The sequence below is a fragment of the Saccharomonospora sp. NB11 genome, assembly GCF_015910535.1.
Classification (GTDB): Bacteria; Actinomycetota; Actinomycetes; order Mycobacteriales; family Pseudonocardiaceae; genus Saccharomonospora.
This window is the reverse complement of record NZ_JACBJG010000001.1, coordinates 321,630-348,169: the sequence shown is the minus strand read 5'-3', so window position 1 is coordinate 348,169 and position 26,540 is coordinate 321,630. Positions and strand designations below refer to the sequence as shown.

General features: G+C 69.8%; 22 protein-coding genes. 12 read left to right on the top strand and 10 right to left on the bottom strand.

Annotation, left to right across the window (positions count from 1 at the left end; genetic code table 11):
• Positions 1-24: 24 nt before the first annotated feature.
• The 3 genes from JAV51_RS01610 to JAV51_RS01600 all read left to right on the top strand — a co-directional run bounded on the left by JAV51_RS01610 (position 25) and on the right by JAV51_RS01600 (position 4,117).
• Complete coding sequence (locus JAV51_RS01610; RefSeq protein ID WP_197318776.1) at positions 25-753, top strand: DUF2537 domain-containing protein; 729 nt, start codon at positions 25-27, stop codon at positions 751-753.
• Positions 754-925: 172 nt separating this feature from the next.
• The gene (locus JAV51_RS01605; RefSeq protein ID WP_197318775.1) at positions 926-1,870 is read left to right on the top strand and encodes an NAD(P)-dependent oxidoreductase; all 945 of its coding nucleotides are present in this window, start codon (positions 926-928) and stop codon (positions 1,868-1,870) included.
• Positions 1,871-4,117 carry a glycosyltransferase family 2 protein gene (locus tag JAV51_RS01600; RefSeq protein ID WP_197318774.1) on the top strand — a complete coding sequence of 749 codons (2,247 nt, stop codon included), beginning with the start codon at positions 1,871-1,873 and terminating at the stop codon, positions 4,115-4,117.
• Here the strand turns inward: JAV51_RS01600 and JAV51_RS01595 are convergent.
• Positions 4,041-4,565 (bottom strand): GtrA family protein, encoded by a 525-nt coding sequence (locus tag JAV51_RS01595; RefSeq protein WP_197318773.1) that lies wholly within the window; start codon positions 4,563-4,565, stop codon positions 4,041-4,043. The two genes, JAV51_RS01600 and JAV51_RS01595, sit on opposite strands and share 77 nt — an antisense overlap.
• A gap of 152 nt (positions 4,566-4,717) precedes the next feature.
• Here JAV51_RS01595 and JAV51_RS01590 point away from each other — a divergent pair, with 152 nt between their 5' ends.
• The gene (locus tag JAV51_RS01590; protein WP_197318772.1) at positions 4,718-5,872 is read left to right on the top strand and encodes an NAD-dependent epimerase/dehydratase family protein; all 1,155 of its coding nucleotides are present in this window, start codon (positions 4,718-4,720) and stop codon (positions 5,870-5,872) included.
• Between the two features lie 97 nt (positions 5,873-5,969).
• Here the strand turns inward: JAV51_RS01590 and sepH are convergent, their stop codons facing one another.
• The 4 genes from sepH to JAV51_RS01570 form a co-directional block, all read right to left on the bottom strand.
• The gene (gene sepH, locus JAV51_RS01585; RefSeq protein WP_197318771.1) at positions 5,970-6,782 is read right to left on the bottom strand and encodes a septation protein SepH; all 813 of its coding nucleotides are present in this window, start codon (positions 6,780-6,782) and stop codon (positions 5,970-5,972) included.
• A gap of 175 nt (positions 6,783-6,957) precedes the next feature.
• Positions 6,958-8,088, bottom strand: coding sequence for a phosphoserine transaminase (serC, locus tag JAV51_RS01580; RefSeq protein ID WP_197318770.1), 1,131 nt, complete (start codon positions 8,086-8,088; stop codon positions 6,958-6,960).
• A 44-nt stretch (positions 8,089-8,132) separates the two neighbouring features.
• Positions 8,133-9,509 carry a serine hydrolase gene (locus JAV51_RS01575; protein WP_197318769.1) on the bottom strand — a complete coding sequence of 459 codons (1,377 nt, stop codon included), beginning with the start codon at positions 9,507-9,509 and terminating at the stop codon, positions 8,133-8,135.
• A gap of 5 nt (positions 9,510-9,514) precedes the next feature.
• Complete coding sequence (locus JAV51_RS01570; protein WP_197318768.1) at positions 9,515-11,314, bottom strand: L-lactate permease; 1,800 nt, start codon at positions 11,312-11,314, stop codon at positions 9,515-9,517.
• A 148-nt stretch (positions 11,315-11,462) separates the two neighbouring features.
• On the opposite strand from JAV51_RS01570, the gene JAV51_RS01565 reads away from it, so the two are divergent.
• Positions 11,463-13,163 (top strand): SDR family oxidoreductase, encoded by a 1,701-nt coding sequence (locus JAV51_RS01565; RefSeq protein ID WP_197318767.1) that lies wholly within the window; start codon positions 11,463-11,465, stop codon positions 13,161-13,163.
• 4 nt (positions 13,164-13,167) lie between these two features.
• Here JAV51_RS01565 and JAV51_RS01560 read toward each other — a convergent pair whose 3' ends face one another.
• Entirely contained in the window at positions 13,168-14,325 is a 1,158-nt protein-coding gene (locus JAV51_RS01560) for a citrate synthase 2 (RefSeq protein ID WP_197318766.1), read from the bottom strand.
• A 272-nt stretch (positions 14,326-14,597) separates the two neighbouring features.
• Between JAV51_RS01560 and pdxH the strand changes: the two genes are divergently transcribed.
• From pdxH to JAV51_RS01540, 4 genes are all read left to right on the top strand, one after another.
• Positions 14,598-15,308: a pyridoxamine 5'-phosphate oxidase gene (pdxH, locus tag JAV51_RS01555; protein WP_197318765.1), complete on the top strand. Its 711-nt coding sequence runs from the start codon at positions 14,598-14,600 to the stop codon at positions 15,306-15,308.
• Between the two features lie 135 nt (positions 15,309-15,443).
• Positions 15,444-16,703, top strand: a complete 1,260-nt coding sequence (locus tag JAV51_RS01550) for an MFS transporter (RefSeq protein ID WP_197318919.1) — start codon at positions 15,444-15,446, stop codon at positions 16,701-16,703.
• 139 nt (positions 16,704-16,842) lie between these two features.
• Positions 16,843-17,754, top strand: a complete 912-nt coding sequence (locus tag JAV51_RS01545; protein ID WP_197318764.1) for an aldose 1-epimerase family protein — start codon at positions 16,843-16,845, stop codon at positions 17,752-17,754.
• An 11-nt stretch (positions 17,755-17,765) separates the two neighbouring features.
• Complete coding sequence (locus tag JAV51_RS01540; RefSeq protein WP_197318763.1) at positions 17,766-18,977, top strand: amidohydrolase; 1,212 nt, start codon at positions 17,766-17,768, stop codon at positions 18,975-18,977.
• Between the two features lie 69 nt (positions 18,978-19,046).
• Here the strand turns inward: JAV51_RS01540 and JAV51_RS01535 are convergent, their stop codons facing one another.
• Entirely contained in the window at positions 19,047-20,207 is a 1,161-nt protein-coding gene (locus JAV51_RS01535; protein WP_197318762.1) for an acyl-CoA dehydrogenase family protein, read from the bottom strand.
• 72 nt (positions 20,208-20,279) lie between these two features.
• On the opposite strand from JAV51_RS01535, the gene JAV51_RS01530 reads away from it, so the two are divergent.
• The 3 genes from JAV51_RS01530 (at position 20,280) to JAV51_RS01520 (ending at position 23,323) form a co-directional block, all read left to right on the top strand.
• The gene (locus JAV51_RS01530; protein WP_197318761.1) at positions 20,280-20,867 is read left to right on the top strand and encodes a TetR/AcrR family transcriptional regulator; all 588 of its coding nucleotides are present in this window, start codon (positions 20,280-20,282) and stop codon (positions 20,865-20,867) included.
• Positions 20,868-20,920: 53 nt separating this feature from the next.
• Complete coding sequence (locus tag JAV51_RS01525) at positions 20,921-21,844, top strand: carbohydrate kinase (RefSeq protein WP_197318760.1); 924 nt, start codon at positions 20,921-20,923, stop codon at positions 21,842-21,844.
• A 165-nt stretch (positions 21,845-22,009) separates the two neighbouring features.
• On the top strand, positions 22,010-23,323 hold the full coding sequence (locus JAV51_RS01520; RefSeq protein ID WP_197318759.1) for a citrate synthase: 1,314 nt from the start codon (positions 22,010-22,012) through the stop codon (positions 23,321-23,323).
• An 81-nt stretch (positions 23,324-23,404) separates the two neighbouring features.
• Here JAV51_RS01520 and JAV51_RS01515 read toward each other — a convergent pair whose 3' ends face one another.
• From JAV51_RS01515 to JAV51_RS01505, 3 genes are all read right to left on the bottom strand, one after another.
• Positions 23,405-25,039: an alpha/beta hydrolase gene (locus JAV51_RS01515; RefSeq protein WP_197318918.1), complete on the bottom strand. Its 1,635-nt coding sequence runs from the start codon at positions 25,037-25,039 to the stop codon at positions 23,405-23,407.
• Positions 25,039-25,359 carry a type VII secretion target gene (locus JAV51_RS01510; RefSeq protein WP_197318758.1) on the bottom strand — a complete coding sequence of 107 codons (321 nt, stop codon included), beginning with the start codon at positions 25,357-25,359 and terminating at the stop codon, positions 25,039-25,041. Before JAV51_RS01510 ends, JAV51_RS01515 begins: the two co-directional genes overlap by 1 nt.
• 100 nt (positions 25,360-25,459) lie before the next feature.
• Complete coding sequence (locus JAV51_RS01505) at positions 25,460-26,473, bottom strand: LuxR C-terminal-related transcriptional regulator (protein ID WP_197318757.1); 1,014 nt, start codon at positions 26,471-26,473, stop codon at positions 25,460-25,462.
• Between the last annotated feature and the right edge of the window lie 67 nt (positions 26,474-26,540).

Here is a 26,540-nt window from a genome sequence, read left to right as displayed (position 1 = left end):
GGTGCGAAGCGCGGGTGAGCGGGTGTGAATGAGGCCGAGCTGTTGGTGCGCGACGACCACGCCGTGATCGTCGGCGTCGTGCGGCACACCGACCCCGGGACGGCTGAGGACCACGTCGTCGACAGGAACGCCGGGGACACCGGTCAGGGCGGCGGGGAGGTCACGGTGATCGCGCAGGGGCGCGCGGACGCCCGGAGCGCAGGCCGCGCGGCCGGTGGTCCCGCCACGCTCGGACTCGACGAACTCGTCGGTGCCGACCTCGCCGAGGCGCTCGACGAGTGGGCGCGAGTGTGCGCCGCCATCCGCCGCACCGGCAGCGGAGCGGGCCGTGCCGTCGTCTCGCGGCGAGGCGGCCAGCTCGCGCTTCGGGTGGCGTCGATGCTCGACGAGCCCGTTCGGTACCGCGACCCCATGACCGACGGCACGACGCTCGTCCATCCGCCACGGTCCGGGGTGCGCCCGGCCCCCGTTCCGGCGAGGGCGGCGGTCGACACGACGCCGTGGGCCACCGGGCTGACCGCCGCCGCCTTCATCGCCGTGTTCGTCGTCGTGGCGATGCTCGCCCTCGCGTCGTCCCTGGCGACGGAGACGGCCGGGTGGGTGTCCGTGGTCGCTGCCGCGATCGTCACCGCCGGGCTCGCGCCGTCGCTCTGGTTGGGGCGGCGGGTGCCGGTGGTGCGGTGGATCGTGCTCGGGGCCGTCGCGGGCACCGCCCTGTCGTGGGTGGGGGTCCTGTTCATCGCGTTCGCGTGACGGTCGGGACGGTCCGGAGCGCCGGTGTCCCGGAACGGTGAACACCCGTGCGTGGGGTGCGAACAGGCGTGCGTGGGGCGCGGACACGAGTGCGTGGGGCGCGGACACGAGTGCGTGAGCTGCGGACACGGGTATGGGTTCGACCACTCGGCGCATTGGGTACGTTGACCTCATGTCTTCCGCCACGCATGCAGAGTCGCCTCACGTCGTGGTCACCGGTGGTTGTGGCTTCATCGGCCGCGCGGTGGTCGCCGCGTTCCGCAGGCGCGGTGCGCGGGTGACGATCGTGGACCGGGAACCGGTCGCCACCCACGACGACGGCGTGGTCGCGATCCGGGGCGACCTGGCGGACCCGGAGGTGCGGGAGCGCGCCGTGGTGCCGGGCACCGACGGGATCGTGCACCTGGCGGCCATCACCTCCGTGCTGCGGTCCAAGGAAATGCCCGCGAAGACCTACGCGGAGAACGTCGGCATCACCCACGAACTGTTGGAACTCGCGCGGATGCACGGCGTGCGGCGGTTCGTCCTGGCGTCGACCAATGCGGTGGTCGGTGACGTCGGGACGCGCACCATCACCGAGGACATGCCGTTGCAGCCGCTCACGCCGTACGGCGCCACGAAGGCGGCGTGCGAGATGCTGCTCTCCGGTTACGCGGGCACGTACGGCATCGCCACGTGCGCGCTGCGGTTCACCAACGTCTACGGCCCAGGGATGAGCCACAAGGACAGCTTCGTGCCGCGCCTGATGCGCGCCGCCCTGTCGGGTGGGGGAGTGAAGGTCTACGGCGACGGCACACAGCGCCGCGATCTCGTCTTCCTCGACGACGTGGTCCGCGCGGTCGAGCTGGCGTGGGACAGCGGGCACGTCGGCAGGGCGATCGTCGGCGCGGGCCGGTCGGTGTCGGTGCTGGAACTGATCGACACCGTGCGCGAGGTGACCGGTGCCGCGATCCCCGTGGAACACGTTCCCGCGCCCGGCGGGGAGATGCCCGCGGTCGTCGTCGACGTCGCGCGCAGTGCGGAGACCATCGGATACCGGCCGACGTACAGCCTGCGCGACGGGCTGGCGGCCACCTGGCAGTACTTCCTCGACCACGACAGGCAGAAAGTGTTCTGAGTGACCGGCTTCCTCCGCCGCCACTGGTTGTTGCTCGTCCTGCTCGCCGGTGGCATCACGCTCCGTGTGCTGGTGTGGCTGGCGTACGAGCCCGCGCTGCTGTACATCGACAGCTTCCGCTACCTCGGCAACCTCGACGCGTTGCGGCCCACCGACCTGAACCCGCTCGGGTACACGGTCGTGCTGAAGGCGCTGCTCTCCCTCGGTGGTCTCGCGTTCGTGGAGACCGTGCAACACGTGTTGGGTGTGCTGCTCGCGGTGTCGCTGTACGCGCTGACGCTGCGACTCACGTCGCGGCCGTGGCTCGGTGCGCTCGTCGCGGCGCCGGTGTTGTTGGACGCCTACCAGCTCCAGATCGAATCGATGCTCATGTCGGAGGTCTGGTTCCAGGCCCTGCTCGTGGGCGCGCTGTGGGCGCTGCTCGGTCGTGGCGAACCGACGTGGTGGCGGGCAGGTGTGGCGGGAGTCCTTCTCGGACTCGCGGTGGTCACCCGAACGATCGGGTTCACCCTCGTGATGCCGATGGTCGCCTATCTGCTGTTGGTGGGGGGCACCTGGCGTCGCAGAGGTGGGTGGAAGCGCATCGGTGCGCGGACCGCGGCGGGCGTCCTCGGCGTCCTGGCCGTGTTGTTCCCGTACTCGGCGTACTTCTACTCGCAGGCCGGGTACTGGGGGCTGACCGGTGCCACCAACAACGTGTTGTACGGGCGCACGGCCAGCATCGCCGACTGCGACGAACTGCCCCCCGACGACGCCGGGCTGCAGTTGTTCTGTCCCGACGTGCCGCTCGAGGAACGGTACGGGGTCGACTACTACACCCACTACGTGTACGGCGACCCGAACTGGCCCCCGGAGGGGCTGCCCGACGATCGGTCCAAGGAGGAGCTGGCGAGTCAGTTCGCCAGGGAAGTGATCCGGAACCAGCCGGTCGACTTCGTCGTCTCGATCCTGCGGGACTTCGCGAAGAACTTCGATCCGATCAAGCAGACGCACCACAACGACGTTCCGGTGCAACGCTGGCAGTTCCAGCTCACCTACCCCTACTACAACGTCGGCGACTCCAGTCTGGAGGCGTACAACGAGACGACCTACGCCTACGACGGGACACCGCCCCGCGCGAACCCGGATTTGACGGCGTTCCTGCGTGCCTACCAGCTCGGTGGTGGGTACACATGGGGGCCGGTGCTGGCGGTGTTCACCGTGCTCGGCCTGCTCGCGGCGCTCGGCGTCGGCAGGACGCGTCGAGCGGGGTTGAGGGCCGCCGCCTTCCTCGCCACCGGAAGTGGCTCGATCATCCTGCTGGGAGCCGCGTCGTTCGAGTTCTCCTGGCGGTACCAACTACCGGCGCTGGTGTTGCTCCCGCTCGGGGGAGCGCTCGGGCTCGCTGCGCTGTTGAGGCCGCGCGACCCCGGCGCCGCGACGACAACACGGAGGACCACGTTGGACGACTACCCCGACGACGTCGACGCCGCGGCCGTCGCCGACTTCCGGCAGCGTTACGGCAACAGCCCGTTGACGCCGCTGGTCGTGGTGATCGCCGCCTACAACGAGGCAAAGGGCATCGGTGCGGTGCTGCGCGAGATGCCCACGCACTGCGGCGATCTGCCGGTGTCCACCCTCGTCGTGGTCGACGGCGCCACCGACGACACGGCGAAGATCGCCCATGAGGCCGGCGCGTTCGTGTGCGTCGCCTCGCGCAACCGAGGCCAGGGTGCGGCTCTGCGACTCGGCTACCACCTCGCGTCCGAGTCCGGTGCGCGCTACATCGTCACCACCGACGCCGACGGCCAGTACGACAACAACGAGATGCCGATGCTGGTCAAGCCGCTGTTGGACGACACGGCCGACTTCGTGACGGGATCACGCAGGCTCGGCAGCTACCAGCACGACAGCGCGATCCGCTGGCTGGGCGTGCGGGTGTTCTCGTGGCTCGCGACCGTGCTGACCTTGCAGAAGGTCACCGACACGTCGTTCGGCTTCCGCGCGATGAAGGCGGAGCTTGCCACGTCGGTCACCCTGCGCGAGCCGCAGTACCAGTCGTCGGAGCTGCTGCTCGGAGTCATGGCGCGGGGCGCGCGGGTGCTGGAGGTGCCCATGACCATGCGGCTGCGCAACAATGGCCGCAGCAAGAAGGGACGCAGCATCCCCTACGGGGCGAATTACGCGCGTGTCATGTTGGGGACTTGGCTACGTGAATACGTCCTGCGCGGCGGAAAACGATCCGGTCGAGCAGTGCGAACTTCATGACGAAAACGATCGCGTAACCGGCCAGGAAGACGGCGTCGAGGACGATAATTCGCACGAACCCGGACAATTCCAGCGGTTCGGTGAGGTGGCCGGCGAGTGTGGTCAGTCCCACCGAGGCGAGCCCGGTGAGTCCGATCACGAGAAAGTAGGGCAGTAGTTCCCGCCGAACGGCGGGTGTGCCCCGGCGTCCCCACGCCCACCGCCGCGCGAGGAAGTAGTTCGGGATCGCGCCCGCCACGAAGGCCACGGCGCTCGCGAGGGCGGGTGCGGCGCCCCACCACAGCAGTCCGATGAGGCTGACCTGGCTGATGCCGGTGGCGAGAGCAGAGCTCGTCGCGGCCCGGAACAGGCGGACCAGAAGCCGGGGGCGACGGTCCGTCGAAGACGGGGGAGGTTCCTCGGCCGCCGAGGTAGCGGTGCTCACGTTTCCATTGTGCATACCCGCCATCCGGGTGGCAGGGGAACGTTCGTATCCTCCGGGCGGGTTGATCCGTGGCTCCGAGTGGTACACGGTAGAGCCATCAACAGGCGAAAGAAGTGCACCAGAACGGAAATTGGAACCGGTGCACCGTGAAGTGACGATCTGGAGGCAGTCGAGTCGTGCGAGTCCTCGTTCTCGGTGGTGACGGATACCTGGGGTGGCCGACAGCCCTCCACCTTTCGGATTGCGGGCACGACGTCGCCGTCGTCGACAATTATGCGCGCAGAAGGTACGACGAGGAGCTCGGCTCCCAGAGTCTGGTCCCCATCGAGGACCTCGACACTCGGGTGGCGGCGTGGAAGGAGGTCTCCGGTAAGGAGATCCCCGCGTACATCGGCGATCTGCTCGACGCCGACTTCGTGTACCGCGTCGTGCGGGAGTACGAGCCGAACGCGATCATCCACTTCGCCGAGCAGCGGGCCGCCCCGTACTCGATGATCGACCGCGAGCACGCCGTCTACACGCAGCACAACAACGTGATCGGCAACCTCAACGTCATGTACGCGATCGCCGAGATCGACCCGGAGATCCATCTGGTCAAGCTCGGCACCATGGGCGAGTACGGCACCCCCAACCTCGACATCGAGGAGGGGTGGCTGGAGGTCGAGCACAACGGTCGGAAGGACCGAGTGCTCTACCCGAAGAAGCCGGGCTCGTTCTACCACCTCACCAAGGTGCACGACTCGCACAACATCGAGTTCGGGTGTCGCATCTGGGGCATGCGTGCGACCGACCTGAACCAGGGTGTCGTGTACGGACAGCAGACCGACCAGACCGCCCGCGACCCGCGCCTGGCCACCCGGTTCGACTACGACGCCGTGTTCGGCACCGTGCTGAACCGCTTCGTCATCCAGGCCGCGCTGGGGCAGCCGCTCACCGTGTACGGCAAGGGCGGGCAGACGCGGGGCATGCTCGACATCCGCGACACCGTCGAGTGTCTGCGGCTCGCCGTCGAGAACCCCGCCGAGCGGGGCGAGTTCCGGGTGTTCAACCAGATGACCGAGAGCTTCTCGGTCAAGCAGCTCGCCGAGTTGGTGGCCGAGACCTATCCGGGGTCGGTGGACATCGACTACCTGGAGAACCCGCGGTGGGAACTCGAGGAGCACTACTACAACGTCAAGCACACGGGGCTGCTCGAACTCGGCCTGAAGCCACACCTGCTCTCCGACACGCTGATCGAGTCGCTGTTCCCGATCGTGGAGCAGAACAAGCACCGGGTGAACCTGGACAACCTCGTGCCCAAGGTGAAGTGGTCCAGCGCCAAGAACTCCTGACGCTACGGCCGGACGACGAACGAACGGGCCCCCACCGGTGATCGGTGGGGGCCCGTCGGCGTGAGTGGTGGTCGGCAGTGGTGCCGGTGGTGTCCGGTCAGCCGCGCTGGCTGCGCACACCGAGCAGGACGTCCTCCCACGCGGGCACGGTCGGGTGGGTCTTCTTGCCCCGCACCGCCCCCTGCTCGGGGACGATCGAGTCGCCCGCCACCTGGCGCGCCGGGGAGGCGTCGTCCGCGTCGACCGCGCCCGGAATCGGTGCGATCACCCGGCCCCCGTCGGCGGCGGCGTCCGTCCGTCGGGACTCGACGGGCTGCCCCACCGCCCGCGGCCGGTAGGCGTCCGGGTCCAACAGCGTCTCGGCCAGTTCGTCCAACGGCGTCACGGTGCCGCCGTGAGCGCCGGGCGAGAAGGCCCACCGGGCCCGGTTGTCCGAGCACCCCGCCGTCCACGTGAGCCCGACGATCCACCTGCCGTCGTCGGAACGCCATGCGTCCCAGTTCGCCTGCGTGTAGTCGTGCCCGCGTCGCGCGAAGGAGTGGGCGACGATTTCGCCGAGGGTGCGCACGTCAGGGCCGTCCTCGCGCGCCGGGTGCGCGCGCTGGGCCAGCTCCGCCGTGCGAGCGCGTTCCGCCAGCACGGGGTAGGCGAACCGCTCCACTCGGGCGACCGACATGCCCGCCGCTTCGGCGACCTCGGCCACCGAGCTGCCGGCGCGAATCCGAGCCTGGATCTCGCGCGGGCGCATCGTGTTCTCGTTCTGGATCTGCCCGAGCCGGGCGGCGTCGCCCCGGGCCGCCGCACGCAGGCGTTCGTCCGCGGGCAGGAGGAAGCGCTCACGCCGCTCCGGGTCTTCGCACACGATGGACTTGCCGTCCTCGTGCAACCCGACCACTCGTAGCGTTCGCATGTCCCCGCCTCCGAAAGACTTCACCTGTGTGGGGGTCCACGGTAGAACGGCGAGTCGCCTTGACGAGTGAGGCGCGCCGAACTCCCTGTGCATTCGCGTCGATCTGCTCGACCCGACCCACAGAATGCCAGTTACGACGCGCCCGTTTACCCGTTTTCGGATCAGTCGAACCCGATCATGACGAAAGTCGCTCCACGACCCAGTCGACGCAGCGGGTCAGCGCCGTGACGTCGTCGGGATCGATGGCCGGGAACATGCCGACCCGAAGCTGGTTGCGGCCGAGCTTGCGGTACGGCTCCACGTCCACGACACCGTTCGACCGCAGCACCTTCGCCACCGCGGCGGCGTCGACGGAGTCGTCGAAGTCGACGGTGCCGACCACCTGCGAGCGCAGTGCGGGATCGCTGACGAACGGCGTGGTGTAGGAGGTCTTCTCCGCCCACTCGTACAGGCGGTTCGACGACTCCCGCGTCCGCGCGGTGGTCCACTCCAGGCCGCCGTTGCCGAGCATCCACTCGATCTGGTCGGCGAGCAGGAACAGCGTGGCCACGGCCGGGGTGTTGTACGTCTGGTCCTTGCGCGAGTTGTCGAGAGCCGTGGGCAGCGAGAGGAAGTCGGGCACCCACCGGTCGCTCGCGCCGATCTCGTTCACCCGCTCGATCGCGGCAGGCGACATCAGGGCGACCCACAGCCCGCCGTCGGAGGCGAAGGACTTCTGCGGCGCGAAGTAGTAGACGTCGAAGTCGGCCGCGTTCACGGGCAGTCCGCCCGCGCCGGAGGTCGCGTCGATCGCCACGAGCGCACCGTCGCTGCCCTCGGGTCGCACCACGGGGACCGCCACACCGGTGGAGGTCTCGTTGTGCGCCCAGGCCACCAGGTCTGCCCCGGCCTCGTAGGCGATGCGGGGCGCGCTGCCGGGCTCGCCGCTCACGATGATCGAGTCGCCGAGGAACGGCGCCTTGTCGGTGACCTTGGCGAACTTCGACGAGAACTCGCCGTAGGTGAAGTGCTGCGCCCGCTCACGGACGAGTCCGAAGGCCGCCGCGTCCCAGAACGCCGTGGTGCCGCCGTTGCCGAGCACGACCTCGTAGCCGTCGGGCAGGCCGAACAGCTCGGTGAGCCCGGACCGGACCCGGCCCACCAGGGACTTCACCGGCTTCTGGCGATGGGACGTCCCGAGGACCTTCGCTCCCTCCTCGGCGAGGTTGGCCAACTGTTCGGGGCGAACCTTGGAGGGCCCGCACCCGAACCGGCCGTCGGAGGGCTTGAGGTCCGCGGGCAGGGTCAGGTCAACGGCATCGGTCATGCCCACAGTCTTCCACGCGGCGTCCATTCGGTGAATGGGCCGTCTCACGCCTCGGACGGCCCGGAGGCACTCGGTCGCCAGCCGTGTTCGTCGACTCCACCCGGCACGGGTGCGCTCGGGTCGTACGGCGTGCGCGTGAAGAGGAATGTGGCCAGGTCGAGGTGGTGCGGCCTGCCCTCGGCGTCGCGGGCCACGGTGAGCGTCTCGCCTGCGTAGTAGCCGTCGAGGCCGAGCCAGCGGTCGTCGCCGAGCGGGCGGAACCGTGACCCGCGGCCTCCGCCCGTCGCGGGATTGAGGTCGAGCCAGCCGTTGGGCAGCACCCGCAGGTGGTACGGCGTCGGACCCCAGTGCCACAGGCCCGTGAGGTCGAGCAGCGCGGTGTCGATGGCCGCGGGTTCCCACTCGGCGGGCAGCACGGGTTCGTAGTCGTCGGCCATCGACACGAGGTCGGCGACCAGCGAGAGGATGCCGATGCCCGCGGTGGTGTTGGCGAACGCGACCGCACCCGTGCCGGTGGCCGGGTCGATCATCGTGGAGGCGAGGAAGCCCGGCATCGACCCGCTGTGCCCGGCGAGGCGCTTGCCGTTGACCTGAACGACCTGGAAGCCGAGCCCGTACCCGGAGGTCCACGGCCCGCTGTCGTCGATCACGGCGGCCTCGCGCATCTCCGCGACCGTGTCGGGGTGGAGGACCTCGCCCGTGTCGCCACCCACGAAGGCCGTCCAGCGCGCCAGGTCCTCGACGCACGACCAGAGTTGTCCCGCGGGGGCCATGGCGCCCGCGTCGTGCTCGGGTTCGGGCAGCAGGACGTCGGCGAACGGGTGCACGGCGTACCCGGTGGCGTGCCTGCCGCTCGGCCTGCCCGTGGTGTGCGACATCCCGAGCGGGCGGAGGACCTCGTCGCGGACCGCGTCCAACCAGCTCTCGCCGCGCAGGCGGGCGACCAGCTCACCGAGCACGCCGTAGCCGACGTTGGAGTAGTGGAATCGACGTCCGGCGCGGTGCTTCAGCTCGTCGGGGCCGAGGCTCGCGTTGAGTTGGGCCCAGTCGCCGCCCGGCGTGCGTTCCCACCACGCGCCCGGCGACTCCGAGGTGAGACCGCTGCTGTGGGAGAGAAGCTGCGCGATCGTGACCGAGCCGAAGCTCGTGCCCGGCACGTGCTTCTCCAGCGGATCGTTGAGCGCAAGCCTGCCCTCGTCCCGGAGTCGCATGACGACGGCCGCGACGATCGACTTGGTGATCGAGCCGATCCGGTACTGCGTCAGGTTGTCGGGCGCGGAGTCGTCGACCTTGCCGCGCGCGGCCGACCAGACGAGCTCACCGTGTCGAATCACGCCGGCCACGAGGGACGGCGCGCGACCGGACACCTGTTCGGTGGCCACACGGCGGAGCAGGGCGAATTCGGTGGTGGGCAGCAGCATGGCGGCTATTCTGCCGCGTGTCGCCCGTCCGGTGCCGTTCGGCTGCGCTGCAATCGGTGGATCACCAGGCCGACGGCAGCCAGGAGCGCGACGAGCAGCACGGTGCCGAGATTGAGCCCGAGCCCGTTGGTGAACACGAACGTCAACGCTCCCGCGAAGAGGCAGTAGTAGACCATCGGGATGATCGTCTTGCGGATGGTCTCGCCCTCACGCCCGAGCAGGCCCACGGTCGCCGACGCCGCCACGACGTTGTGCACCGTGATCATGTTGCCTGCCGCCCCTCCGACGGCCTGACCCGCGACGACGGTCTCGGGTGCGACGCCGATCTGTTCGGCCGTGGAGAACTGGAACAGCGAGAACATCAGATTGCTCACCGTGTTGCTGCCTGCGACGAAGGCGCCGAGCGCGCCGATCCACGGGGCCAGCACCGGCCAGGAGTCCCCGACGGCCGAGGCGGCGCCGTCGGCCAGCGTCAACGGCATGCTCTCGTAGCCGGAGGTGTTCTCCCCGGAGTTGATGAAGACGCGCACGAGCGGGAGCGCGAAGAGCAGCGCCACCGCCGTTCCGGCGAGCTGTTTGCCCGCCACTCGCCACGAGGCGGCGATCTGCGCGCGGTTCATGCGGTGCAGGGCGTAGGCCGAGACGCTGGCCAGGACGAAGATGAAACCGGGCAGGTAGAACGGATCGAGGCTCTCGTCGATCTCGGTGCCGAGGATGGAGTCGAAGTCCAGCGACAGTCCGGTGAGGAAGTCGGTCAGCGGGGTGAGGGTGCGGGTGAGCACCAGCAGCGCCGCCACGAGCAGGTACGGCGCCCATGCCCGCAAGGGATGCATGCGGCGACCGGCGACGTCGGTGTCGGGTGCGACGGTGCCGGTCCACCCGGCCTGCCAGGTTTCACGCGGTCCGAAGTCCCACTGCCGACGGGGAAGGAAGAGTCCTCGGCGCGCGGCGGTGACCACGATGCCCAGCCCGACGAGCCCGCCGAGCAGGGACGGGAACTCCGGGCCGAGCACGGCCGCGACCGTCACGTACGGCACGGTCATCGCCAGCGCCGAGAACAGCGCGAACTTCCACACGCCGAGGCCGTCGGCGAAGCGCGCGATGCGGGGCCGGTCGTCGGTGCCGAAGAAGCCGGTCAGCAGACACGCCAGGAACAGCGGGACGAGCGTGCCGATGATCGCGTGCACGACGGCGGCGTCGAGTGCGATGCCGGCGACGTAGTCGGGCAGGGGCAGGCCGAGCAGCGACGCACGTTCCGCCACGGCCGCGCTGCCGCTGAGGCCGTCGGTGACGCCCACGAGGACCGGGGTGCCGACGGCGCCGAACGTCACGGGCGTGCTCTGGATGACCAGGCCGACCATCACCGCCGCCATGGCGGGGAAGCCGAGGGCCAGCAGCAGCGGCGCGACGACGGCGGCCGGGGTGCCGAAGCCCGACGCGCCCTCGATGAAGCTGCCGAACAACCACCCGATGATCACGGCCTGGACGCGTCGGTCGGCACTGATGTCGGTGAACGTGGCCCGGATCGTGGCGAGCGCACCGCTGCCGGAGAGCGTGCCGAGCAGCAGCAACGCGCCGAAGACGATGTAGAGCAGGCCGACCGCGAGGATGAGCCCCTCGATGCTGGACGCCGCGATGACCACCGGCTCGACGCCCCACACGAACGCGGCGATGCCCACGACGACCGCGAAGCCGATCGGCATCGCGTACTTGGCGGGCCAGCGCAGGCCCACGAGAAGGAAACCGACGACCGCGATGGGTGCCAACGCGATCAGACTCAGTACGGCCAGGTTGTCGATGCCCATCGTGTCGCCCGCCCCGCCTTCGTTGGTGGTTCAGGTTTCCGTAGAGCGGAATACAACTTCCGCTCTGTTATCGGGATCACACAGTGTTACAGCGGGTGTGCCGGTCGTCAATAGTTCGAGTGGCGAAGGTTCGCCCTAGCATGAGTCGATGCGAACGACGGTGACGACCAGCGACGGTGTTCGGTTGTCGGTGCGGGTGCGTGGTCCGGAGCGGGCGCCGACTGTGGTGTGCGTGCACGGCTACCCCGACAACGCGGCGCTCTGGGACGACGTCGTGGCGGCGTGGCCGGACGGGTGGCGGGTGGTCACCTACGACGTGCGGGGCGCGGGTTCCTCCGATCGACCTCGTGGGCGGCAGGCGTACGGTCTGGACCGGCTCGCCGAGGACCTGCGGGCCGTCGTCGACGCCGTGTCGCCGGATCGTCCGGTGCATCTGCTCGGGCACGACTGGGGGTCCATCCAGGTCTGGCACGCGCTCGAAGGGCCGTGGCTCGACGGCCGGGCGGCGTCCTTCACGTCGATCTCCGGGCCGTCGTTGCGGCACGCGTTCCGCTGGTTGCGTACCGGCTGGCGTCGTGACGGTGGCGTCGCGGCGGTGCTGTCGCAGCTCTGGCGGTCGAGCTACATCGCGTTCTTCCGCACTCCCGTGCTGCCCGAACTCGCCTGGCGCACCGGGCTCGCGACAGCCCTGGTGCGCAGGCGTGAACCCGCGGAGGCCACGCCGTCCAGGGCCGACGCCGTGTTCGGGCTGAACCTCTACCGGGAGAACATGCGAGGCCGCCGTGGCAGGCCCCGGCCGGTCGACGTGCCCGTGCAGGTGCTCGCGCCACGGGCCGACCCGTTCGTCGGCGTCCGGCTGCAGACCGAACTGGAGGACTGGGTGCCGAACCTGCGCGTGCGGCGCATCCCGGGCAGCCACTGGGTCGTGCGGGCCGACGCCGCCCGGATCGCCTCGGCCGCCGCGGAGTTCGCCACGTACGTGCAGGGCGGTCCGGAGACCCAGGCCCTCAAGCGCGCGCGACGCGGGACGCTGAGGGTGGGCCGCTTCGACGGTCGGCTCGTCGTCGTCACCGGTGCGGCCAAGGGCATCGGGCGGGCCACGGCGTCCGCGTTCGCGCGGGAGGGTGCCGATCTCGTCCTCGTCGACGTCGACGACGAGGCGCTCGCCGAGACGGCCGGGTCGGTGCGCGATGCCGGGGTGAGCGCCGTGACGTACCACGTCGACGTGTCCGACGGCGCGGCGATGAGCGCCTTCGTCGACGAGGTGGTGCGCGACCGCGGGGTGCCCGACGTCGTCGTGAACAACGCGGGCATCGGCCTGGCGGGGCCCGTGCTGGAGACGACCGAGGAGGAGTGGCGTCGGCTGCTGGACGTCAACTTCTGGGGCGTGCTCCACGGGTGTCGGCTGTTCGCCCCGCACATGGTGGAGCGAGGAGAGGGCGGGCACCTGGTGAACCTCGCGTCGATGGCGGCCTTCCTGCCCAATCCGCTGCTGCCCGCGTACGCGACGGTGAAGTCGGCCGTGCTGATGCTGTCGGAGTCGTTGCGGGCCGAGCTCGCGGCGTCGGACGTCGGGGTCAGCGCCGTGTGCCCGGGGTTCGTGGACACCGACATCGTCTGCTCCACCCGCTTCGCCGGGACCGACGAGGCCGAACAGCGTCGCAGGCGGCAGCGGGCGCAGCGGTTCTACACCGCCCGCCGGGCGCGGCCCGAGCTGGTGGCGAAGGACGTCCTGCGGGCGGTGGAGCGGAACCTGCCAGTCGTGGCTCCCACCGTGGAGGCGAAGGCCGCGCGCCTGGCAACCCGGTGGGCTCCGGGGCTCGTGCGCGCGGCCCTGCGCCGCCGGTGATGCGTCAGCCGTTCGTCGCGAGCCGGTCCCAGCCCTGGACCTCCTGCGGGGTCCTGGGGCCGGGGCCCACGTAGGAGGCCGACGGGCGCACGAGTCGTCCCGTCCGCTTCTGCTCCAGCACGTGGGCGGCCCAACCCGCGGTCCGTGCTGCCGTGAACATGGCCGGCATCATGGCGGGCGGCACCTCGGCGAAGTCGAGGATCACTGCGGCCCAGAACTCCACGTTGGTCTCGATCGCGCGGTCGGGACGCCGCTCGCGCAGCTCGGCCAGCGCGGCCTGCTCCAGCTCGGCGGCCACCTCGTAGCGCTTGGCGCCCAGCTCGCGGCACGTGCGCCGCAGCACCCTCGCTCGCGGGTCCTCGGCGCGGTACACGCGGTGTCCGAAGCCCATCAGGCGCTCTCCGCGGTCGAGGATGCCCTTGACCACGGCCCGTGCGTCGCCGGTGCGCTCCACCTGCTCGATCATCGGCAGGACGCGGGCGGGAGCGCCGCCGTGCAGCGGGCCGGACATGGCGCCGATGGCGCCGGAGATCGCGGCGGCCACGTCGGCGCCGGTCGAGGCGATGACCCTGGCGGTGAAGGTCGAGGCGTTGAGTCCGTGCTCGGCCGCCGAGACCCAGTAGGCGTCGAGGGCCTTCACGTGCGCGGGGTCGGGCTCACCACGCCAGCGGACGAGGAACCGTTCGGTGGTGCCCGACGCCTCGTCGACCCGGGACTCCGGTACCGCGGGTACGGCGTTGCCCCGTGCGGACTGGGCGATGAAGGACAACGCGATGGCGGACACGCGACCGAGTTGTTCGCGAGCGTCGGCCTCGGTGATGTCGAGAAGCGGTCCCAGCCCCCACAGCGGCGCGAGCGCGGGCAGTGCCGACTGGACGTCGGCCCGCACGTCCCCACTGCGCACGGGAATGGGGAACGGTTCGTCCGCCGGAAGTCCGTTCTCGAAATGCCCGTCGACCAGCAAACCCCAGACGTCACCGAAGCCGACCGTGCCCGCCAGTTCCTCGATGTCGACACCGCGATAACGCAGGGCGCCTCCGTCGCGGTCGGGTTCGGCGATCTCGGTGCGGAAAGCGACCACGCCTTCCAAACCGGGACGGAAACCGTCGTCCGGGTCCTGCGCCGCGCTCGCTGTGGGCTGCCCGTTCGTGGTGGGTGTCATGGCAGTAGACCTTTCGTGCGAATCGCCGTGGGTCGTCGTCGAGCGCGGGAGGCACGAACACGCGCCTCGTCGCGCGTCTGAAAGTGACTCTGCTCCTATTACTGACCGGTAGCAATCAAAAGCGCGGTGGTATCGGTCACGATTCCGAGAACGATTCAGAAAGCGTTCGTCCTGCCGAAGTGGGACCCGTCACCATCCGCGTACTTTCGCGCTTCCGTGAGACCCTTTACCGTCGGCCACAAGCGGGGAGATCAGGTGCGCGGGAGGTTGCCATGACCGAAACCGGAAACGGCGTGGACGGCAGCGTGGAGAGCGCCGCGAACGTCGACGTCGCTGACGTCGCCGTACGGCTGCCCGCCATGCGGGTCGCCTACAACGGGGGCGCGTTGGACGAGGCGGACCTCGCCTCGACCTGGCACGAACAACTCCAGTCCTGGCTCGACGAGGCGATCGCCCACGGCCTCCCCGAGCCGAACGCCATGGTGCTCGCCACCGCCGACGCCCACGGTTTCCCGTCGTCCCGCACCGTGCTGTGCAAGGGGCTCGACGAGCGCGGCATCGTCTTCTACACCAACTACACCTCCGCCAAGAGTCACGACCTCACGGTGACGCGGTACGCGTCCGCGACCTTCCCCTGGTACCCGCTGCAGCGTCAGGTGCACGTGCGGGGCGAGGTGGAGAAGGTCGACCCCGCCGAGACCGCGAAGTACTGGGCCTCCCGGCCGCGGGGTTCCCAGCTCGGTGCGTGGGCGTCCCCGCAGTCGGCGATCGTGTCCGGGCGTCGGGACCTCGACACTGCGTTGAGCGCCATCGAGCGCCGCTTCCGTGACGTCGAGGAGATCCCGGTGCCGCCCCACTGGGGTGGCTGGCGGATCCGTCCGGAGATCGTCGAGTTCTGGCAGGGCAGGCAGGACCGGATGCACGACCGACTGCGCTTCGTCCGCGGTGAGGACGGCTGGGAGGTCCGCCGCGTCGCTCCCTGAGTCGCGAGGCGCGCGCCATAATCCGACCGGGGCAGGTCGTTAGCTCGGCTAAGCTCCCGCCACGTGACCGAGCAGACCTCCACGGACTCCGCCGGACCCTCGTCCACACCGCCGCCGAGAGGCCGGTTGCGCAGGATGGTGGGCGCACTGGGCAACGTCGTCGCCGACCGGCGACCGCTGCGCATCCCCGCGTTCCGGCGACTGTGGTTGAGCTCGATCGTCACGGCGATCGGCAGTCAGCTCACCGCCGTCGCCGTGCCCAAGCAGATCTACGACATCACGGGCTCGTCCGCCTACGTCGGCCTCACCGGTCTGTTCGGGCTCGTCCCGCTGCTGGTGTTCGGCCTGTGGGGCGGGGCGATCGCCGACACCGTGGATCGTCGGGTGTTGCTGCTCGTGTCCAACGTCGGGATCGCGGTGGCGGCCCTGCTGCTGTGGGCGCAGGCGCTGGTGGGGCTCGACTCGGTGTGGGTCGTGCTCGTCCTCCTCAGCGTCAACCAGGCGTTCTTCGCGATCAACATGCCGACGCGGCAGGCGGTGGTCGCCCGCGTGGTGCCCGAACACCTGTTGCCCTCCGCCGCCGCACTGACGGGCACGATGGCCACCTTCGGTGCGGTGTTCGGGCCGATGCTGGCCGGGGCGCTGCTGCCCGTGGTGGGCCTGTCGACGCTGTACCTCGTGGACACGCTGGCGCTCGTGGCCGTGGTGTGGGCGGTGTGGACACTCCCGTCCCTGCCGCCACTGTCCGGCAAGATCCGCGCGGCGGGACTGCGGGACGTCCTCCAGGGCTTCCGCTACCTCGCGACCCAGAAGGTGCTGCTCGCGTCGTTCGTGGTGGACGTCGTGGCGATGGTGGCGGGGATGCCGAGGGCGTTGTTCCCCGAGATGGCCGAGCGCACGTTCGGTGACCCGCCCGGAGGGGGAACCGCGCTCGGGTGGCTGTACGCCGGGATTCCGTTGGGTGCGTTGCTGCTCGGGCTGATGTCCGGGTGGGCGCACCGCATCGGCCGACACGGTGTGGCCGTGGCCGTGTCCATCGGCGTGTGGGGTGTCGCGATGGTCGGGTTCGGATTCTCGCAGTCGTTGTGGCTGGCCGTCTTCTTCCTCGCGCTCGGGGGAGTGGCCGACATGGTGAGCGCGATCTTCCGGCAGGCGATCCTCCAACAGGCCACCACCGACGAGATGCGAGGCCGGATGCAGGGGGCGTTCACCGTGGTCGTGGCGGGCGGGCCGCGCCTGGCCGACATGACACACGGCTGGGCCGCCGCGGCGATGGGCACCACGGCGGCGACGGCGGGCGGCGGTGTCCTCGTGGTGCTCGGCGTGGTGGTGGCGGTGGTGCTGCTGCCCGCGTTCTGGCGTTACCGCGCCCCCACGGAGGCCAAGCCGAGCTAGAGCCGTCCCCGAACTGCGAACACCCGTGCGAGACCCGAGGACACGCCGTCCTCTCCGGCGTGTCATGGCTCGGCGCACGCGTGTCCGCACTTCTCGCACTCGTGGTCGCACCTCTCGCACGCTCGGTATCGTCTGCGGCATGGCGAATCCGACGGGGGAACAGTTCGAACTGACCAGGGGCAACGCCCGTGCCGTGGTGACCGAGATCGGCGCGGGCCTGCGGGCGTTCGAGATCAACAAGGTGCCGTACCTGGAGACGTTCGCGCCCGAGGTGGAGCCCCCGAAGGCGGCCGGACAGGTGCTCCTGCCGTGGCCCAACCGCACGAAGGGCGCCCGCTGGGAGTTCGACGGTGAGGTGCAGGAACTCGCCGTCACCGAGGAGGCGCGCGGCAACGCGATCCACGGCCTCGTGCGGGACAAGGAGTGGGAGCTGCTGGAGCACGGCGAGTGGTTCATCCGTCTCGCCGTCGAGGTCGGCGCGGAGCAGGGCTGGCCCGTGCCGTTGCACACGGAGATCACCTACGACCTCGCCCCGCGCGGCATCACCGTGACGCACCAGGTGCGCAACGAGGGCGACAAGCCGATCGGCTTCGGCGTGGGGACCCACCCGTACCTGCGCATCGGTGACGTGCCCACCGACGAGCTGACGCTCACGCTCGCCTCGTCGCGCGTGCGCCCCTACGTCGCGGACGAGCAACTGCCCTTCGGTGACGAGATCGACGTCGACGGCACCGACTACGACCTGCGCGAGGGCCGCATCGTCGGTGGACTGGACCTCGACACCGCGTTCGGCGGGCTCGCGGCGTACGACGACGGTCGCTACCACCACCTGCTGTCGCACCACGAGGCGACCGTCGATCTGTGGGCCGACCCGGACTTCGGCTGGGTCCAGGTGTTCACGCCGTCCGACTACCCGGGTCGGGGAAGGGCGATCGCGATCGAACCGATGACGTGTCCAGCCGACGCGTTGAACTCGAAGACCGACCTCATCGAGTTGGAACCCGGCGCGTCCTGGGGAGCGTCGTGGGGCATCCTCGTCGACATTCGTTAGCGTAACGAACTATGACGACTGCGATCATTGGCGGATATGTGGTCCCCGTCGACGGGCAACCGATCGACGGCGGGACCGTCTTGGTGGAGGACGACAAGATCGTCGCCGTGGGCACGCAGGCCGAGGTCGACGTGCCCGACGGCGCCGAACTCGTCGACGCGTCCGGCTCGTGGGTGCTCCCCGGCTTCATCGACGCACACGCCCACCTCGGCGTCCACGAGGAGGGCGAGGGCTGGTCGGGCAACGACACCAACGAGATGACCGACCCGAACGGTGCCCGGTTCCGGGCGTTGGACGGCATCGACCCGTACGAGGTCGGCTTCGACGACGCGCTCGCGGGCGGCGTCACCAGCGTGGTGATCAAGCCCGGCTCCGGCAACCCCATCGGTGGCCAGACGGTCGGGGTGAAAACGTGGGGCCGCACGGTGCTCGACATGGTCTTCGCCGAGCACGTCAGCGTGAAGAGCGCCCTCGGTGAGAACCCGAAGCGTGTCTACGGCGAGAAGGACAAGACTCCGTCGACCCGGCTCGGTGTCGCGGCCACCCTGCGCGAGGCGTTCACCAAGGCCCGCAACTACGCCGCCCAGCGCGACGCCGCCCGCGCCGAGGGCAAGCCGTTCGACACCGACCTCACGTTGGAGACGCTGGCACGCGTCCTGGACGGCGAGCTCTACTGGGACCAGCACACGCACCGGGCCGACGACATCGTCACGGCCGTGCGCCTCGCCGAGGAGTTCGGCTACAAGCTCGTGGTCAACCACGGCACCGAGGGACACCTCATCGCCGACTTCCTCGCCGAACGAGACGTGCCGGTAATCCTCGGCCCGCTGTTCACCAGCCGCAGCAAGGTGGAGCTGCGCAACCGCACCCTGCGCTCGGCGGGCATCCTCGCGCGGGCCGGTGTCGAGATCGCGATCACCACCGACCACCCGGTCGTCCCGATCAACTTCCTCGTCTACCAGGCCGCGCTCGCGGTCAAGGACGGGCTGGACCCGGAGACGGCCCTGCGTGCGTTGACGGTGAACCCCGCCCGCATCCTCGGCCTGGACGACAAGGTGGGCGCGCTCAAGCCGGGACTGGACGCCGACGTGGTGATCTGGTCGGGCGACCCGCTCGACGTCATGAACCGCGCCCTGCGGGTGTTCGTCCGGGGCCGCGAGGTCTACCACTTCGACGAGGCGGCCGGTGAGGGCGTGGTCGTCGACCGGCGTTATCGCGAGTGACGCGGTCGCTCCTCACCGCTCCCCCGGGGCGGTGAGGAGGACCGACGCGGTGGGAGTTCCCGCGCGGTTTCAGGACTTGCGCAGTTCCCGCGCGATGACCATGCGCTGGATCTGGTTCGTGCCCTCGAAGATCTGGGGCACCTTCGCCTCCCGCAGGTAACGCTCCACCGGGAAGTCCCGGGTGTAGCCGGCACCGCCGAACACCTGCACCGCGTCGGTGGTCACCTTCATGGCGGCGTCGGTGGCGACGAGCTTCGCCACCGACGACTGTCGGGTGAACGGCAGGCCCCGGTCGCGACGTCGGGCGGCGTCGAGGTACGTCGCCCGCGCGGAGTCCACCGCCGCGGCCATGTCGGCGAGCAGGAACTCCAGCCCCTGGAAGTCGATGATCGATCGGCCGAACTGGGTGCGCTGCTTGGCGTAGGCGACGGCCTCGTCCAGCGCGGCCTGCGCGAGCCCGACGGAACAGGCCGCGATGCCGAGGCGGCCGGAGGCCAGCGACGACAACGCGATCTTCAGCCCCTGTCCCTCGGCGCCGATGAGCCGGTCGGCGTCCACGCGCGCGTCGTCGAAGAGCATCTGCGCGGTGGTGGAGCCGGTGAGACCCATCTTCCGCTCGGGAGGCGCGGCGGACAGCCCCGGCGTGTCGGCGTCCACGAGCAGGCAGCTGATGCCCTTGCCGCCGTCGTCGGACGTGCGCACCATCGTCGTGTAGTAGTCGGCCTGCCCGCCGTGGGTCGTCCACGCCTTCACGCCGTTGACGACGTAGACGTCGCCCTCGCGCCGAGCTCGCGTGGACAGTGCGGCGGCGTCCGACCCGGCGTGCGGCTCCGACAGCGCGTACGCGCCGAGCAGCTCGCCCTCCAGCATCTCGGGCAGCCACCGCTGTCGCTGTTCGTCGGTGCCGTACTCCGCGAGCGCGTAGCACGACATCGTGTGCACCGACAGCCCGACGCCCACCGACATCCATGCGCGGGCGATCTCCTCCAGTACCTGCAGGTACACCTCGTAGGGCACGGCGCCGCCGCCCCAGCGTTCCGGGTAGGGGAGGCCGAGCAGTCCGGCGCGGCCGAGGACGCGGAACTGCTCGCGCGGGAAGGTCTCCTTCTCCTCGTACTCGGCCGCCAGGGGTGCCAGCTCGTCACGGGCGATCTCCCGGGCGAGGGCCAACAGGTCCTCGGACTCGGTGTCGGGGAGCAGGCGTTGCACCGCGGTCGGCGTCGTGGGCATCATCGCCTCCGAAAGTGTACTGAGGATAGTACTGACGTCTGGCTTACAGTACTACCACGTACGATGACGACCATGCGTTCGACCGGGCCTCGCACTCGACGGCAACGGGTGTTGCTGGCCGAGCTGGAGGAGTTGTTCCTCGCCGAGGGCTTCATGTCCTTCACCCTCGACGACCTGGCCGCCGAACTGCGCTGTTCCAAGACCACGCTGTACGCGCTCGCGCCCAGCAAGGAGCAGCTCGCCGTCAAGGTGGTCGCGCACTTCTTCAAGGGAGCGGCCGAGCGGATCGAGGCTCAGGTCGCGGACGTCGACGACGCCGCCACGGCGGTCCGCACGTACCTGGCGGGCGTGTCGGCCGAGCTCGACCGCGCCTCGCCCGCGTTCATGGCCGACGTCGAGCGGTTCGAACCCGCCAGGGCCGTGTACGCGCTGAACTCCGAGGCCGCGGCGCGGCGAATCCGGCAGTTCATCGCCGACGGCGTCGAGCAGGGCGTCTTCCGGGACACGCACGCCGACGCGATCGCCGAGATGGCGGGCATCCTCGTCGAGTCGATCCAGTCGGGCGTGGTGGGCCTGCGGGCGCGCACCACGGACGCCGAGGCGTTCGAGGCGCTCGCGGACTTGCTGCTCAACGGCCTGCGCGTCGGACTGTCGGACTGACCACGTCCTTCGACCCCGCCACGTCGGGGGTCGAGGCGTTAGCATCGGCGACCGTGATCGTGTCCGGTGGTGAAGCGCTCGTCGACCTCGTCCCTGCCCCGGGAGGGCTGTTGGCTCCCCGCCTCGGTGGCGGCCCCTACAACGTGGCCCTGACCGCGGCGAGGCTCGGTGTGCCCACGGCGTTCCTGTCGCGCGTCTCGACCGACGCCTTCGGCGACGCGCTCGTGCGCAGGCTCGGCGAGTCCGGTGTGGACACGTCGTTGGTGCAGCGCGGGCCAGAGCCCACCACGCTCGCCGTGGTGACGCTCGACGACGACGCCAGTGCCCGCTACAGCTTCTACACCGAGGGCACGGCCGACCGGTTCGTCACCGATCCCGGCCCGTTGCCCGACGGCACCGCCGCGTTGTCGGTCGGCACGCTGGGAATGGTGCTCGACCCGGGCGCCACCGTGTACGAGACGATGCTGCGCCGCGAGCACGAACGGGGCGTGCTGACCGCGCTGGACCCGAACATCCGCGCCGACATGATCGCCGACCCCGACGCCTACCGGGCGCGGTTCGCGTCCTGGCTGCCGTCGGTGAGGCTGCTGAAGGTCTCCCTCGACGACGCCGAGTGGCTCGCCCGCGCGACGGATCTCGACGACGTCCTCGCCGCCGCGCGCTCCTGGTTGGACGCCGGCCCCCAAGCAGTGGTCTTGACCAAAGGCGGCGACGGCGTGGTTCTTCTCACGTCTTCGGGGCTGGACGTCACGGTTGCGGGCCGTCCGGTCGACGTGGTCGACACCATCGGCGCGGGCGACACCGTTCAGGGTGCGATGCTCGCGTGGCTGGTCCGACACCAGGTCACCGACCTGTCTGCGCTGACCAGGGGCGAGGCGGACGAGTTGCTCACGTACGCGACGAGGGCCGCGGCGGTCACAGTCTCCCGCAGCGGGGCCGAACCCCCGACCGAGGACGAGTTGCAGCAATGCGTGTGAAGCTGGTCGCACTCGGTTAGCTGTGGGTAACGCCACGGCTGCGTAACCGCCCTCATCTGGACTAGCGTTAGAGGGCATTCATACCCCAGCGGGGCGGTGTGCGAAGTATGTGAACCGCACGATCTGCGGTCACAGCCGGCCCGTGTGACCGTGAGAGGCATGTGCATGTCCGACGCGACTGCGGCGCAGACCGGGGGCGAGAAGGTACAACTCCGCCTGCCGACTGGCGAGCACGAGTTGAACGTCGTTCGCGCCGTGGAAGGCGCGCCCGGGATCGAGCTCGGGAAGCTGCTCGCACAGACCGGGTACATCACGTACGACCCCGGCTTCGTCAACACCGGAGCCACGTCTTCGGCGATCACCTACATCGACGGTGATCAGGGTGTGCTGCGCTACCGCGGCTACCCCATCGAACAGCTCGCGCAGCACTCGACGTTCATCGAGGTCTCCTACCTGCTCATCTACGGTGAGCTGCCCACGAAGGAGCAGCTGGAGCAGTTCACCTCCAAGATCAGCAGGCACACGCTGCTGCACGAGGACCTGAAGCGGTTCTTCGACGGCTTCCCGCGCGACGCGCACCCGATGCCGGTGCTCTCCAGCGCGGTGTCGGCGCTGTCGACCTTCTACCAGGACTCGCTCGACCCGTCGAACATCGACAACGTCGAGCTGTCCACCATCCGACTGCTGGCGAAGGTGCCCACGATCGCGGCCTACGCCTACAAGAAGTCGATCGGCCAGCCGTTCCTGTACCCGGACAACTCGCTGGGTCTGGTCGAGAACTTCCTGCGGATGACGTTCGGGCTGCCCGCCGAGCCGTACGAGATCGACCCGGCGATGGCCAAGGCACTCGACCTGCTGTTCATCCTGCACGCCGACCACGAGCAGAACTGCTCCACGTCGACCGTCCGCCTCGTGGGCTCGTCCGAGGCCAACCTCTTCGCGAGCATCTCGGCGGGCATCATGGCCCTGTTCGGCCCGCTGCACGGCGGTGCGAACAGCGCGGTGCTGGAGATGCTGGAGGGCATCAAGGCCGACGGTGGCGACGTCGACACGTTCGTCAACCGCGTGAAGAACAAGGAGAAGGGTGTCCGCCTGATGGGCTTCGGGCACCGGGTCTACAAGAACTACGACCCGCGCGCGAAGATCATCAAGCAGACCGCGGACGAGATCCTCTCCAAGATCGACGGTGGCGACGAGCTGCTCGACATCGCGAAGCGGTTGGAGGAGCGCGCGCTCTCCGACGACTACTTCATCGAGCGCAAGCTCTACCCGAACGTCGACTTCTACACCGGCCTCATCTACCGGGCCATGGGCTTCCCGACGCAGTTCTTCACGGTGCTGTTCGCCCTGGGGCGCCTGCCAGGCTGGATCGCGCACTGGCGCGAGATGATGAGCGACCCGGCCACCAAGATCGGCCGCCCGCGCCAGATCTACACCGGCGAGAAGGAGCGGGACTACAAGCCGCTGTCCGAGCGCTGATCGCTCCCGTCGGACACCGTGATCCGGTGACGACGACCGAGGGCCACCCTGCCGACGTGCAGTGGTGGCCCTCGTCGTTGATCAGAACACCTTCTTCAGGAAGCCCTTGGCGGTGTCGACGCCGTCGCCCAGGACGTCGAGCACGGTCGTGCCCACGGTGAGGATGTTCTCGCCCACGTCGCCGAGTGCCTCGTCCTTCTCCGACTCCACCTCCAGGACGTCGTCGACGAACTGCTGGAGCGCCGAGGGGCCCGACACGGCGTCCTTGTCGCCCGTGATCACGTTCGTGACGTCGTCGAGGAACGTGCTGTCGTCCCAGTACCCCGTGTGGCCCGTGAAGACCGAGACGCCGAGCTTCTCCGTTCCGCTCAGCTCGGAGGGGCCGTCACCGTGCACTTCCAGCCCGTGGGCGGCGCGGATGAGGTCGGACCCGCCCGTGGCGGAGTAGACGTCGCCCTTGAGGTTCAGGGCCTTCTCGACGTCGACACCCGAGACGTCGTCGAGACCGAATCCGGCGCCGCCGACGGTGACGATGTCGGCCTCCATGCCAGGTGACTGCTGCGCTGCTTCGCTCACGACGAGCGAGGCGTAGGAGTGCGCCACCAGGGTCGTGTGCAGGCCCCCGCCCTCGTGGGTCGTCTTGAGGCTGTCCACGAACGACCGCAGCGTGGGACCGCCCTTGTCGGCGTAGCTGGGGTCGTGGGCATGCAGAAGCACGCTGTCGGGGGCGTCGTAGTCGAGCCACAGCACCGACGCCACGCTGCCGCCCTTCTTGTTCGCGGCGTCGAACATCGTCTGGGCTCGATCCAGGTCGACGTCCAGACCACCCCAGAGCGAGGCCGTCGTGCCCGGCACGTAGACGGACACGTCGTCGGCCGTGTCGGGGTCGCCGATCGAGACGATGATCTTGCCGTCGCCGGAGGTGTCGAGCTTCAACAGGTACAGATCGTCGGCGTTGTCGGCATCCGTTCGCGAGGCTTCGATCCGGTCACGGATCTCGCGGAGCCGCTCGGCCTGAGTCTCGTTCACCTCCGTGATCTGCTTGTCGAGCACGGCGAGGTTCGCTTCGTGGCGGTCGCGAGCCGGGATTCCGTCGAGACTGCCGATCACCTCGGGATGTGCTGCGATCAGTTCTCGCCGCTGCGCCGGGCTCAGTGCCTTCCACCAGGCCGCGATCTCGGCCGGGGTCTTGCCCGTGGGGATGGACACCGTGGCCGCGCCGGTGTCGAGGGCGGCGGCAAGGCCCGCGCACTCGCTCAGAACCGAGGCCAGTTCGGCGTCGATGTTCCTGGCTGCCGCGAGCGCTTCCGTGGCGAGCGCGGTCAGTTCCGCCATGTCGTTCGGTTCCGGTCGCTGCCCCGGAAGTGGTCGTGCGGTGCCGTCCGGGTCGATGCGCAGGCCCAACGCGGGTGCCTGGTCGCAGGCTCTCCGCAGTTGTCCCTGGGCTCCCCGCCACTCGTTCGCGGCCTTGGCGAGCGCGCCGGCAATGCGTTCGGCTTCGTCGGCCGATGTGGTCAGGCGCTCGCGACCGGCGGTGATCGCCTCGCCCGCGCGATCCGCCGCGGCTCCCTGCCATGCCCCGCCGTCGATGGTCGCCAGCACGCGGGAGCTCACCGAGGAGGCCGACTCGTTGAGTGCGTCGGCCAACGCCCTCCAAGCGGCGGCGTCGGCATCGACGGTGCCGAAGTCGCTCGATCGAAGCTGTTCGGTGTTCATCACGCCGACACCCCCACCCGCTCCAGCAGGCCGAGGATGCGGCGGAGCCCTTGGGCGGCCTCGTTGTCGGTGGCCTCGTACCGGTCCGCCGCCGAGGCCAGTCGGTCCCCGAACGAGCACAACTCGTCGGCCAACGCCTGCACCCGCGACTTCCACGAGGCCGCGGCCGAGGCCAGCGCCGGGCCCGAGCGAGTCCCCGCGAGGGTCGCCGCCGAGTCGAGAACCGCGCTCGCTCCGCTGCCGGCGAGCGATTCACCCGCCGTGGAGGCGTTGCGTGCTGCGACACGCAACGCTTCGCTGTCCACTTCCGCCCGAACCATGACCGGTTCCTCCTTCGCCGTTCGCGTCCGTCGTGCATTCGGACGCCGAGGCGAGGCGGGTGGGTCCGTCCGCGAGCGGCCATGACCGCCTCAGGACAGATCAGCGGCGATCGAGCTCGGAACCGTCGAGCCAGCCGAGTTGGGCGGCCCGGAAGACGAGTTGGATGCGGTTCGACACGTCGGCCAGCTCGTAGAGTTCGGCGATCATGCGGCGTACCGTGCGGGTGGAGACGCTGAACCGGCGTGCCACGGTCTCGTCCTTGCTGCCGTTGGCCACCATCACCAGCAGTTGCTTCTGCGCCCGGGTCAGCGGTGCGCCACCGCGGTCGGGTTCCTCACCGTCGAGCGGGGCCGCCGCGAGCCAATAGCGTTCGAACAACTCCGACGCCGCGGCCACCGCGCCAGGTGTCCGCACGAGCAGGCTCCCCTGCGTGTGGTCGTCGGGGTCGAGCGCGGACACCACGTACTCGTCGTCGACGACGAGGGTCCAGACCGGCAACGCCGGTGCCGTCCGGATCTCCACACCGGCGGCGCGCATGCGACGTGCTCCCTCGACGAGCGGAGCGAGGTAGTTGATGCTGTCGAGCATGACCACGCGAAGAGCCACCCCCCGCTCGGCGAGGCGGATCGCGAACCGAATGATCGGTGTGTAGTCGGTCGGGTCGGTGATGCCCGGTGCCGGGCCGGCCGCGGCGAGCGCGTCGAGCCGTTGCGTGGCGGTGACGGTGATGTGTTCGAGGCACCGCAGTGCCGCCGCAGATCCCCGGTTGACCTGGATCTCGGGGGAGTCGGTCGGGGCGCCCTGCACGACCTGCGCGGCGAGTTCCTCCGCCGCGGCGGCCGCCAGTTCGAGGCGCTGTTCCTCGGCACGCAATTCACGGCGTGCGCGGGCGAGCAGCGGGGGCAGGGCGATGGCCGGATGCACCGGACGTACCCGGTCGTCGGGTAGTGGCTCGACGAGTCCGAGCGCGTGCAGCCTCGCCAGCGTCGCGGCCGCGTCCTCGGACGTCAGACAGAGCCGCTCCGCCACGAGCGCCGCCGCGCTCTCCGGTCGTTCGAGCAACAGGCGATAGGCCCGCTCGACACGGTCGTCGAGCCCCAGGCACTCCAACATCCGTCCCCCACGTGACTGCCGCGACGGTGTCCTCGATGACGTGTGTCACCGTACCGATCCGCGCGAT